The following is a 12,192-nucleotide window of genomic DNA, read 5'->3' as shown; positions in this document are numbered from 1 at the left end:
ACGGCGCAGGTTCCGGGACCCGCCGCCCGCCCTCGGATGCGAGCGCCGCGACCACTGCAGACTAGGAGGCACCCGCGGCGAGCAGGAGGAGCGCAGATGCCACGTTGGATCGGTCAGGGCGAGCGCCACCCCCGGCTCGGATTGGTGAGCCGGAGCCAGGGGCCGCTGGCGCTGGGGGTGGTCGTGGTCACCGCGATCGTCGGTGCCACGACGCCGGCGCTTCTCAGCGTCAGGGAGCTCCAGCTGTCCTGGGTCGTCATGGGCTTGGCGCTCATCGCCACCCTCGCGATCCCGTGGGAGCGGCTCGGGCGCTCCTGGGCGCTCGTCCTGGTCAGTGCGGACCTCGCCGTCGTCGGGCTCGTGACCCATGCGGTGTCGCCGGTCCTCGGCGCATCGATCGTCCTGCTTGCCTTCCCGGTGTTGTGGCTGGCCCACGGCTTCGGTCGTCTCGGCGCCGCCCTCGCGCTCATCGGCAGCGTGCTCGTCATCTGGTTGCCGAACGTCCTCTACGGCGAGTACCCCGGGAGCGTCCAGGCCTGGAGCGAGCTGATCGCGCTCACGGTCTTGCTGCTGCTCGTCATCGTCGTCGTGAGTCTGCAGTCCGGACGGTTCGAGCGCGCCCAGGCGAGCCTCCGCGCCGAGGCCGACGCGAAGGTCGAAGCCCTCGCCTCGCAGAACCGGCTCGCCGTGATGCTCCGTTCCGTGGTCGCGGAGGTGAACGTCGGACTCGTCTTCTTCGACGAACACGGCGAGCAGATCCTCAACAACCGGACCTCCATCGAGCTCGCCGCGCTGGCCGGCTACGACCCGGCGACCGGGAGTGCACGCTTCGTCTGGGCGGCGGACGGTGTCACGCCACTGGCCCGCGAGGAACAGCCGGTGATCCGGGTCCTCGGCGGTCAGGACGTCCGCGACTTCTTCTATCGCGTGGGGCCGCCCGGCAAGCAGCGGGCCCTCGTCGCCAACGGCCGGTCCGTCCGCGATGCGACCGGCGCACCGCACGGAGCGGTCCTCGTCGGACAGGACGTGACCGAACTCACCGAGGCGGTCCGGATGCGATCCGAGTCGCTCACGAGCCTCAGCCACGAGCTGCGGACGCCGCTCACGAGCATCCTCGGCTACCTCGACCTCCTCGGTGACGACGACGACCTCGCTCCGCAGGTGCGCTCGCAGCTCGCCGTCATCCGCCGGAGCGCCGACCACCTCGGGCGTCTCGCGGAGCAGTTCCTCGCCGCCAGCGCACCGGAGCTGGAGCTCTCCACCGAAGCCGTCGACCTCGGTGCACTCGTCGTCGACGCGGTCGCGGAGCGGCGACGCCTCGGACTCCCCACCGGCGTCGAACTCCGACTGGGAGCCCGTCCCGAACTGCGCCTCGACGCCGATCGCCGTCGGATCGAGGAGCTGCTCGCCATCCTGCTCGACAACGCGGCGGCGTACACGAGGGAGGGTGAGATCTTCGTGAGCGCCCGGTCGGACGGACGAGAGGCGGTCATCCGGGTCTCGGACACGGGGATCGGCATCCCCGAGGACGAACTCGCCTCCGTCTTCGAGCGCTTCCACCGGGCGGCGAACGTGCGGGAGGAGACCATCCGAGGGTCGGGGCTCGGACTCACCATCGCCCGGTCGATCGTCCGCGCGCACGGCGGCACGATCGAGGCGTTCGCGACGGGGAACCCCGGGACGACGATCCTGGTGCGGCTGCCGCTCCAGCGGGCCGACCCTGCAGGGGCGCCCAAGGTCGCGGATCCACGCTCACGACGCGTCGGCCCGGCCCGCCGTGGTGCAGATCAGGGCTGACGCCGGCTATCCCTCGAGCGCGTGGAGGACCGCGTCGTCGACGATGTGCGAGACGTGGACGTCGGCGACCTCGTAGTGGGCCTCCCGCCCGACGCGCTCCACGGACACGAGGCCCGCCGAACGCAGCGTCCGGAGGTGCTGCGACACCAGCGGTTGGGACAGGCCGCTCGCGTCCGCGAGCTGACCGACCGTGGAGGTGCCGGCGGCGAGGATCCGCAGCAGTCGGAGCCGCGACACCGAGGAGAGGGCCTTGAACAGTTCGGCAGCCGGTTCCAGATCCTCAGTCATCCCCCCATATAAGCAGACACGAATGGATCGCGGGTCCCGCGTCGTCAGAACCCCCGGGCGGTCCGCAGCCGACCAGCCCGATCCGGCTTCCGCGCTGCCGCGGTCGGTCACCCGAGGAGCTGCGCCGGAGCGATCCAGACCGTCGACTCCCCGGGAACCGCGTCGTCGAGGAGCGCGCCGAGCACCACCGCATCGGAGGGCGCGCCGAGCGGATACGGCTCCGTGGCGAAGTTCGCCACCACCTGCCAACCGTTCGGTCGGGTGAACCGCAGGACGTCCTCCCGGCCGGTCTCGATCCAGTCGAGCTGTTCCCCCGTCTGCAGCAGTCGTCGCAGCCGGAGCGCCTCGCGGTACAGCGAGAGCGTCGACGTGGGATCCTGTGCTTCGACCTCGACGGCGTGCTGCGCGAACCACCGCGGTTGCGGCAGGTGCGCGACCGCATCACCGAAGCCGAACGAGGCACCGTCCGCCGTCCACGGCAACGGGACCCGGCAGCCGTCCCGCCCGAGGCCGTCATACGCTCCCCCACGGAAGAACGCCGGGTCTTGGCGTTCCCCGTCGGTGATCTCGGCGACCTCGTGCAGGCCCAGCTCCTCGCCCTGGTACAGGTAGGTGCTGCCCGGGAGTCCGAGGATGAGGAGGGTGGCGGCCCTCGCACGGCGCGCTCCCTGGTCCAGGTCGACCCCGTCGGGAGGACCACCGGCAGCCACCCACTCCGTGCCCTGCTTCACCGGGCGCCCGGCCAGGGGCGGGAGCCCGTACCGCGTCGCGTGCCGGGTGACGTCGTGGTTCGAGAGCACCCACGTGGTGGATGATCCGGACGCCTGCGCCTGCGCGAGGTTGTCCGCGATGACGGTCCGGAACTCGGTCGCGTCGAAGTCGGCTTCGAGCAGGTCGAAGTTGAACGCCTGCCCGAGCCCAGCCGCCGACGCGTACTTCGCGCGCCGCTCGGGGGTGCTCACCCACGCCTCGGCGACGGCGGTGCGCGGCGGGTCGTACTCGTCGAACACCCGACGCCACTCGGCGTACACCTCGTGCACGTCGTCGCGGTCGAGCAACGGGTGGGCCCCGTCCTGCGGGATCAGCTCCAGTTCCGCGCGACTCGGCAACGGCTCGGAGAAGTCCTTGGTGAGCATGTGCGCGACGTCGATCCGGAAGCCGTCCACGCCCCGATCCGACCAGAACCGCAGGGTCTTCAGGAAGTCCTCGCGCACCTCCGGGTGATCCCAATCGAGATCCGGCTGCTCGGTCGCGAAGTGGTGGAAGTACCACTGGCCGTCCGCCACCCGCTCCCAGGAGGAACCGCCGAAGACGGACTCCCAGTCGGTGGGCGGCTCCTCACCCGACTCGCCGGTGCCCTCCCGGAAGAGGTACCGCGCTCGCGCGGCCGAACCGCGACCCGCGGCCAGCGCCTCCTGGAACCAGGCGTGCCGGTCGGAGGTGTGGTTCGGCACGATGTCGACGATGACCCGGATACCGCGCTCGTGCAGGGCGGCGATGAGCTCGTCGAAGTCCGCCAGGGTGCCGAGCCGCGGGTCGACGTCACGGTAGTCCGCGACGTCGTACCCGCCGTCCGCCAACGCCGAGGGGTAGAACGGGCTGAGCCAGATCGCATCGATGCCGAGCGCGGCGAGGTAGTCCACCCGCGACCGGATGCCCGGCAGGTCCCCGAGTCCGTCCCCGTCCGCGTCGGCGAAGCTCCGCGGATAGATCTGGTAAACGGCGGCCTGGCGCCACCAGGTGGCTGCGGCCGCCTGCTGGGCGTCGACGAGTGCGGCATCGGTCATGACGTGCGGTCCTTCGGTCTCTCGGGTCGTGGTGGTGTTGCGGTGTCGGTTCAGCGTCGAGGCGCCGGCGTCATCCCTTGACCGCCCCCTGGGTCACGCCGGACATGACCCAGCGCTGCGCGAACAGGTAGGCGATGATGGCCGGCGCCATGGCCATGAGGTACGAGGCGAAGGCGACGTTGTAGTTGCTGCTGAACTGCGTCTGGAAGAGGTTCTGCCGCACCGGGAGGGTCTGCAGGCTCGCGTCCGAGATGATCAGCGACGGCATCATGAAGTCGTTCCAGGCGTACAGGAACGCGAAGATGCCGACCGTCGCACTCATCGGTGCCAGGAGCGGGAAGATGAGCCGCCAGAACGTCTGCCAGGTGCTCGCGCCGTCGATCCGGGCGCTCTCCTCGAGCTCGATCGGGATCGACCGGAGGAACGCCGTGAACAGCAGCACGCTGAAACTCAGCTGGAACATCGTCGCGAGGATGATCACCCCGAACGGGTTGTCGAGTCCGACGCGGCCGGTGAGCTGGATCTGCGGGAGCGCCACCACCGGGAACGGGATGAACATCGCCGCGAGCAGGTAGAAGAACGAGAAGCGGAACAGTCGGCGGTCCCAGTTGCGCACGATCGCGTACGCCGCGAAGGAGGCCAGGATGATCGTCGCCACCACGGTCCCCGCGGTCACGAGGAGCGACATCGCGAAGCCCACGGGGAACTTCGTGAGGGTCCACGCCTGGACGAACCCGTCGATGCTGAACGGCGCCGGCAGCGAGAAGGCGTTCCCGTCGACCGATTGGGTGTCGGTCTTGAACGCCATCGAGATGGTCACGTAGAGCGGCAGGAGCACCGTCACGGCGCAGAGCAGCAGGATGACCGTCGTCGACCAGCTGACGCGCTCCCCCTTCGTGCGTTGCTTCGTGCTGGCGTTCGCCGTCGTGATGGATCGGGTGCTGAGTGCGGTCGGGGTGGCCATCAGAGTGCGTTCCTTCCGCGCGTCGCCGACAGTTGCACGAGGGCGATGATGATCGTGATGATGAAGAAGAGGGTGGCCGTGGCCATCTGGTACGCGTAGTCACCGGTCTGGAACCCGCGGATGATGGTCATCGAGATGCTCCGCGTGGAGGTACCCGGACCACCGTTCGTCAGGCCGACGATGATGTCGTAGGCGTTCAGGTAGTTCTTGAAGCCGAGGATCACGTTGATGACGACGTACCCCATCACGAGCGGCAGCGTGATCCGCAGCAGCTGCTGACGCTTGTTCGCGCCGTCCAGGGACGCCGCCTCGTACACGTCGCCGGGCACCGCGAGCAGGCCGGCGATGTAGATGAGCAGCGTGCCGGGGATCGACTGCCAGGCCGTGACGATGACGATGCCGAGCCAGGCGAGGTCCGGGTTCGAGAGGATGCTCGTCTCGAGGAAGGGGATCCCGAGGGCGGAACCGGCGGAGGGCACCGAGTTCATGAACAGGAACTGGAACACGTAGGCGATGATGATGCCCGAGATCACCATCGGGATGACGAAGACCCCTCGGAGCCCCATCTTGAACTTGATCTTCGAGGTCAGTCCGACGGCGAGCAGGAACGCGATGACGTTCACCACGATCACCGTCACGAGGGAGAACCCGAAGGTGAAGAGGAAGCTGGTGAGGATCGCCGGGTCGCTGAACGCGGCGATGTAGTTCGTGAACCCGATGAACTCGTAGTCACCGATGCCGATGGAGTCGGTGAAGCTGAAGACGATCCCGACGACGCCGGGGACGGTGATCGCGAGCGTGAACAGGACGACGGCCGGGAAGAGGAAGAGGTAGTAGATCGGTTCGACGCGCTTGCGGCTGCGGCGGACCTTCGGGTCTCCCCCGGTCACGATGGCGGTGGTGGCGCTCATTCGGATCCCTCCTTGGTCGACACGGGCGGCTGTCTGAACGCGAGCCGGGCCCAGTCCGCGTCCATGGTGCGGAGCATCGACGCCGCGTTGGTCCCGAGGACCAGCGATTGCGCGTAGTTCTCGGTCGGGATGGCGCGCGGGTTGAGCACGCCGGGGCCCTGGTAGAACGCTCCGGCGTCGTAGTACGGGATCATGCCGGCCACGCGGGGGTCGTCAGGAGCCGTGCCGTCGTCCGTCGGGACGAAGCCGAGCTGCGACTCGTTGTAGGCCTGGATGACCTCCGGCTGGTACAGGTACTCCAGGAAGTCGCGGGCACCCTCCGGGTTCTTCGCCTCCTCGGGGATGATCGTCACGAGGTCGAGGTTCACGCGGACCTTCAGGTCCTTCGGGTCCTCCGTCATCGGCAGGGGGAAGGTGCCGAGGTCCAGGTCGGGTGCGGTGAGTGCGATCTGGCTGAACGCCCACGGCCCCTGCAGGTACATGGCGCCCTGGCCTTCGGCGAACGCGACGTTGCCGGCGTCGTAGGTGCGACTCGGCGCATCCGCCTGCGTGTACTCCTTCGCCAGCAGCTGCATCTTCTCGATGGGCTCGAGGAAGTCCTTCTCGAAGGAGACCGGGGCGTCCGGTCCCACCTCGGTGCCCTCCTCCGCGAGGCGGTCGTAGAACTCGGGGATGTCGACGGCGCCGCCGACCGAATAGTCGAACCAGCCCTGGTTGGCGGTCCACGCATCGGCGAACGTCGCGTAGAACGGCGCCACACCGGCGGCCTTGAGGGTGTCGGAGACGGCGATGAGTTCGCTCCACGTCGTCGGCACCTCGAGGCCGTTCTCGGCGAAGATCGTCTTGTTGTAGATGACGGAGGCGGCCATCACCGAGTAGGGCAGCGCACTCGTGCGCCCCTCGCAGACGCCGTACTGGTCGAGCAACGGCTGGAGGTCGTCGCGGATGGACGCCGCCGCCGTCGTGTCGGAGAGGTCGGAGAGCGCACACCGCTCCACGAAGCGTGAGACCTCGTGGTTGTAGTTCGAGAGCATGAGGTCCGGCGGGTTGCCTCGGACGAAGCTGGCGGCGAGTGGATCGGGCCCCGAGGTGTCCATCACGACCTCGTACTGCTGCTGCGAGGCGTTGTAGTCCGCGACGGCCTGGTTCATGAAGGTGAACGCCTCGCGCTTGCTGAAGGTGAAGTGGACGGTCTCCCGGCCGTCGCTCGAGCAGGCGACGAGGGTGCTCGCGACCAGGAGTCCCGTCGCCACCCCCGCCGTGACGCGTAACGCGCGTTTCAGTTGGTTCGACATCATTGTCCTTCCACGCGGTCCGACCGGACCACTGACTAAATACAGAGAGCAAATCAACTCATGTCGGACACTCTGCCATCCGCGCGCGGCAGGGTCAAGCATCGGTTGGGTCACGCCGCGCCGAGCCGCGCGGGCGTGATCGTTCACGGTCGAGCGCGACGCGCGGACCCGCGCCGTCCGGCCGCGCCCCGGACCGATATCGTTGACGCTCATGGACGCGACGACGAGCCTCACCGGACCACCGGAGCCGCGGGCCACGAACCTCGCCGCCGTGCTGGCCCACGCCTGGGCCGAATCGGCGTTCACCGCGGCCGACGTCATGGCGGCGACCGGCCTGTCCCGATCGACGGCGATCGCCCTCTGCGACGACCTGATCGATCTCGGCTGGTTCACCGAACTCGACGACGCACGTCAGGCGGGTGTCGCGTATCGCAAGGGGCGCCCCGCGCGGCGCTACGAGCTGCACGATGCGGCCGGGGTCGTCGTGGGCGTCGACGCGGGAGCCCACTCCATCACGACGATCGCCGCGGACCTCCGTGGGCGAGAACTGGCGCGCTCGCACCGGGCGATCGACCCGGCAGCCGACGCGGAGGAACGCGTCTCCGTGGTCGACGCGGCGATCACCGAGGTCCTGCAGTCCGACGGCACGGGGAGGCCGCTCTGCATCACCCTCGGCGTACCGGCCCCGATCGACGCGCTCGGGCGCTCCCCCGAGGGCAACGTCTTCTGGGAGCGCATGAACCCGAGGCTCGGCGAACGCCTCCAAGACCACGGCTGCGTGGTGCTCACGGACAACGACGCCAACCTCGCCGCCGTGGCTGAAGGCGCGCGCGGTGCGGGTGCGGGCGTCGACTCCTACATCGCCGTGATGACGGGTGAACGGCTCGGCGCCGGCTACGTCGTCGACGGGCGTCTCGTGCGCGGCCGAGGACGGGCGGGCGAACTGCACCTCCTCGACCTCGTCGACGGTGTCGGTTCCGCGCGGGGTTTCGCCGCGGTGCTCCGCGACTGGGGTCGCGCCCATCGCGAGAGCGGCGGTCTGCCCGAGAGCAGCCCGCTCAGCCGGCTGCCCGTCGAGCGGGTCGACGCGTCGTCCGTCCTGGCGGCGGCCGACGATGGCGACGAGGCGGCGCTCGACCTGGTCCGGCGTCTGGCCGACCGCGTCGCACGGATGAGTGCCGTCCTCGGTGGGCTCCTGGACGTGGAGCGGATCGTGTTCGCCGGGGCGATCGCCCCCTCGATGTCGTTGCTGCTCGAGATCGCCTCGGAGCGCCTCCCGGGGTACATGAGCGCCGAGCCGCCGCTGCTCGTGGCGTCGGCACTCGGTGCGGACATCGTGGCGCAGGGGGCTGTCGCCACCGCCGTCGACCACGTCCGGCGCAACGCGCTGCGCATCGACCTCGCCCGCTAGGTTCCGGGCTCAGTCGTCCACGATTGTCGCAGCACCGACTGACCGTCCGACCCGTGGGCGGTGGAACGCCTGGGTCGGACGGTCATCCGGTGCCGCGATCAGCTCGCCTGGGTCGCCCGGCGGCGACGGACGACGAGCCAGGCGCCGGCCGCGAAGAGGAGGCCCGCCAGGCTCAGGAACCCGACGACCGAGACACCGGTGGTCGAGAGCGAGCCCGGCCCGGCGGTTCCCGCGCCCGGTGTCCCGGCGGACGGCGCACTCCCGTCGGCGGCGAGGACGGTCAGCGCCGCCTCCGCCGTGATCCCGGAGTCCGCACCCAGGGCCCGCAGCGTGTGGGCACCGGGGTCCACCGACGCGGGAACCCGCACCGTGGTCGTGAACGCACCCGAAGCGTCCGCGACGACCGTCCCGAGCTCCGTCGGGGTGGAGAAGAGGGTGAGCTGCACCTGCTCCCCCGCAGTGAAGCCGGACCCGGACACCGAGAACGACTCCTCGACCCGCACCGACGCCGCATCGATCGTCAGCGTGCCCTCGGCACCGGGCACCGCGATCCGCTGCGGACCCACGCTCTCGAGGGTCGGGACGACCGGGTTCATCAGACCCGTCTCCGGATCGAAGGTCACGCGGTCGATCGTCGTCTCGCGGTGCTGACCGTCGCCGCCAGGGATGGCGAACCGGTGGTAGACGATGTACCAGTCGTCGGTGCCCGGCACGTTCAGGATCGAGCTGTGACCGGTGGCGAGGATGCCGAGTTCCGGTCGCTTCTGCAGGATCACGCCGTGGGCGGTCCACGGCCCGTCGACGCTCGTCGCCGTCGCGTAGCCGACCCGGTAGTTCTCCGAACCGGTGTCGTCGATCGAGTAGGTCAGGTGGTACAGGCCGTCCCGGTAGTTGACGAAGGCCCCTTCGCGGAAGTCGGTCAAGCCGTCGATCCGCTTGAGCGTGTCCGCCTTGATCGAGAGCATGTCGTCCGACAGTTCCGCGTACACCGGCGAACCGTTGCCCCAGAACAGGTAGCTCTTCCCCGTCACCGGGTCGGTGAAGGTGGCCGGGTCGATCGCCTGTCCCGAGGTCACCGCCTCATCGTTCAGGATCATCGCGTCCGGCTGTGCCGTGAACGGGCCGGTGGGGCTGTCCGCGACGGCGACACCGATGGTCTTCCGATCGACGGTGGGATTGTGGCCGCTGAAGTAGAAGAAGAACTTGCCGTTCTTCTCGCCGATCGTCGGCGCCCAGGCGTTGCCCGTGGCCCACGGCACGTTCCCGTTCGCGCCGTCGAGGGTCAGGATCGGCTCCGCCGAACGTTCCCAGTCGACGAGGTCCTTGGACGACCAGACGAAGAACTCCTTGCCACCCCAGCCGGCGAAACCGTCCGAGGTCGCATAGAGGTAGTACGTGTCGCCCCAGGCGAAGATGTTCGGATCGGCGTACAGCCCCGGGATGACCGGACTCTTCATCTCGACCGCCCGCATCGTCCAGGTGACCGGTTCGCCGGAGGTCGGCGTGAGCGTCACGGTGGCTGGGCTGCTCAGGTCGACGGCGGTCCCCGAGGCGGGGCTCGCCGTGACACCGGCCACGGTCGTGAAGGTCGGGCTGAGCGCCGTGCGGTCGGTTCCGGGCCGCACCGGGAAGACGACCTCGTGGCGGTCGTCGTCGACGATCGGGGCGGTCTTCAGCACGTCCTCCTCGAGACCGATGTCGGTGAGTGCGGCGCTGTTCCCTGAGCCGGCGAGCACCTCGTCCGCCGAGAGCGCCCGGTTGTAGATCGCGAACTCGCGGAACGCGCCCTTCAGCCGGTTGTCGCCGTCGTAGTTGGAGCGGCCGAGGTAGTTGGCGCTCGTCCATCCGGCGCCGATGTCACCAGGATCGGACGTCACGGTCCCCGTCCCGACGGCGATCCCGTCGAGGTAGATCGTCGCCGTCGTGCCCTGCAGCGTGTAGGTCAACGTGGCCCAGCGTCCGCGCGTGAGGTCCTTGCCCTGCGACACGGTCTGCTCGGTGCTCCAGTTGCCGGTCGCGAGACTCGTCCGGTACGCGTTCCCGGTGCTGAACAGGTAGCCGTTCCCGGAGCCGTCGGAGGTGTTCCCGAGCCCGTAGATGAAGTACGGGTTGGCCTGCGACGGGTCGATCCAGACCTGGGCCTCCACCGTGACGTCGGTCACGCCGGCGAGCAGGTCGTCGGGCAGTTTGACGTAGTCGTCGCCGCCGTCGAGCTGCAGTGCGCCGTCGGCGAAGGAGGCGCCACCCTCGACCGTGGCGTCGAGGCCGTTGCCGGACACGTCGTTCAGGGTCGATCCTGCGGATCCTGCGAAGTCGTAGCGGACGATCTCGCCGTCCTCGTTCGCGGGCACCGGTTCGGCCACGCCGCCGAGGCTGTCCTGGAGCTGCTGCAGTTCGGCCGCCGTCACGGGGAGCACCGTGCCGTGCCGCGGGCTCGCGGGGAGGTCGTAGTCCTTCGCGACCTGCCAGTCCGGGTTCGCGATGTCCTCGGTCTCGAGCGGGATGTAGCCGCGTCCGCCGTACTCGTCGACGAAGAGGTAGAACTTGTCGCCGTTGACGTCGCCGGGGTTGGCGGCGAACGCCGTCGGCCCCTCGACCGCGCTCGTGCCGGCGTCGCGACCGATGCAGCTGTCGAGCACCGTCCAGGACTCGAGCGTGGCCCGCAGGTCCGTCGAGGACTCCTGGATGATGTCGGCGCACCCGGTGCCACCGGCACCCTCGTCCTTGGTGAAGCGGTAGTAGGTGTCGCTCGACCTGATGACCGTGGAGTCGATCCGCGAGACGCCCTGGTCCTGCCAGACCTGCGGGTCGCTGAAGGTCGTGAAGTCGCGGGTGGTCGCGTACATCATGCGGTGGTAGCTGTCCCCCGTGTGGTCCGGGTCGTCGGCACCGTAGAGCGACGACGCCCAGAACACGACGTAGGCACCGATGGTGTCGTCGTAGTAGGCCTCGGGCGCCCAGGTGTTGCCGGCGTTCTCGGGGGCGACCTCGATGTGCCGCTGGTCGGACCAGGTCACGAGGTCGTGGGACTCCCACACCTCGAGGTAGTGGCTACCCTGGCGGACCGAGTCACCCCAGGACGTGCCGCTGCCGATCGAGAGGTCGGTGGCGATGAGGTAGAAGGTGTCGCCCTCGGGAGAGCGGATGAGGAACGGGTCGCGCAGCCCCTTCGTCCCCTCGTCGGAAGTGAGGACCGGGCGTCCGGCGTTGAGTTCGTTCCAGTCGAGCGCGTTGTTGCCCTCACTCGCTGCGAAGGAGATGTTCTCGCCGGCGAGGGAGTTGCCGGTGAAGTAGGCGAAGGCGTAGCCCTCGTAGTCGGGCGTCGCGATGGCGGCGCGGACGGTCGCGGTGAACTCGCGCGTCGCGGTCGCCTCGCCCTGCCGCAGCGTCGCGGTCAGGGTGACGGTGCTGTCGGCGGCGGGCCGCGAGACGACCCCGTCCGTGGCGATCACGGCGGGATCGGAGGACATCCACTCGATGGCGATCCCCTCCAGTGCGCCGGGCAGCGTCAGGTTGCCGCGGACGTCGTCGACGTTGGCGATCGAGAGGGAGGCGGCAGCGGCGTCCAGCACTTCTTGCGCCGTGGGGGCGGCTCGGAGACCCGTCTGGGAGGTGGGCGTCTGGGCGGTCCCCGGCGCCGCGACGGCACCGCCGGAGACGCCGACGAGCGGCAGGATCAGGGTCGCGACGCAGGTCGCGACGACCGTTTTGAGGCGCAGTCGAGGCATGGGGGTTGGTT

General features: G+C 69.4%; 8 protein-coding genes. 2 read left to right on the top strand and 6 right to left on the bottom strand.

Features of this window, described 5'->3' with window-relative positions; translation table 11 throughout:
- The first annotated feature begins 96 nt into the window (after window positions 1-96).
- A complete protein-coding gene (locus QRN26_RS00575) occupies window positions 97-1,797 on the top strand; it encodes a sensor histidine kinase (RefSeq protein WP_285034879.1) in 1,701 nt (566 codons plus the stop codon).
- Window positions 1,798-1,803: 6 nt separating this feature from the next.
- Here QRN26_RS00575 and QRN26_RS00570 read toward each other — a convergent pair whose 3' ends face one another.
- The 5 genes from QRN26_RS00570 to QRN26_RS00550 form a co-directional block, all read right to left on the bottom strand.
- Entirely contained in the window at window positions 1,804-2,085 is a 282-nt protein-coding gene (locus QRN26_RS00570) for an ArsR/SmtB family transcription factor (RefSeq protein ID WP_056006115.1), read from the bottom strand.
- A 107-nt stretch (window positions 2,086-2,192) separates the two neighbouring features.
- Window positions 2,193-3,872, bottom strand: a complete 1,680-nt coding sequence (locus QRN26_RS00565; protein WP_285034878.1) for a glycoside hydrolase family 13 protein — start codon at window positions 3,870-3,872, stop codon at window positions 2,193-2,195.
- Between the two features lie 70 nt (window positions 3,873-3,942).
- Complete coding sequence (locus QRN26_RS00560; RefSeq protein WP_056006121.1) at window positions 3,943-4,836, bottom strand: carbohydrate ABC transporter permease; 894 nt, start codon at window positions 4,834-4,836, stop codon at window positions 3,943-3,945.
- The gene (locus QRN26_RS00555) at window positions 4,836-5,747 is read right to left on the bottom strand and encodes a carbohydrate ABC transporter permease (RefSeq protein WP_056006124.1); all 912 of its coding nucleotides are present in this window, start codon (window positions 5,745-5,747) and stop codon (window positions 4,836-4,838) included. The genes QRN26_RS00560 and QRN26_RS00555 overlap by 1 nt, the downstream gene beginning before the upstream one ends.
- Window positions 5,744-7,042, bottom strand: coding sequence for an ABC transporter substrate-binding protein (locus tag QRN26_RS00550; protein ID WP_056780860.1), 1,299 nt, complete (start codon window positions 7,040-7,042; stop codon window positions 5,744-5,746). Before QRN26_RS00550 ends, QRN26_RS00555 begins: the two co-directional genes overlap by 4 nt.
- 211 nt (window positions 7,043-7,253) lie before the next feature.
- Here QRN26_RS00550 and QRN26_RS00545 point away from each other — a divergent pair, with 211 nt between their 5' ends.
- Window positions 7,254-8,453, top strand: coding sequence for an ROK family protein (locus QRN26_RS00545; protein WP_285034877.1), 1,200 nt, complete (start codon window positions 7,254-7,256; stop codon window positions 8,451-8,453).
- Between the two features lie 98 nt (window positions 8,454-8,551).
- Here the strand turns inward: QRN26_RS00545 and QRN26_RS00540 are convergent, their stop codons facing one another.
- Window positions 8,552-12,181, bottom strand: coding sequence for a family 43 glycosylhydrolase (locus QRN26_RS00540; protein ID WP_285034876.1), 3,630 nt, complete (start codon window positions 12,179-12,181; stop codon window positions 8,552-8,554).
- Window positions 12,182-12,192 lie beyond the last annotated feature (11 nt).

Origin of the sequence: Plantibacter sp. ME-Dv--P-095, from assembly GCF_030209365.1 — a bacterium.
GTDB lineage: Bacteria > Actinomycetota > Actinomycetes > Actinomycetales > Microbacteriaceae > Plantibacter.
This window is presented reverse-complemented; position numbering and strand designations above follow the sequence as displayed.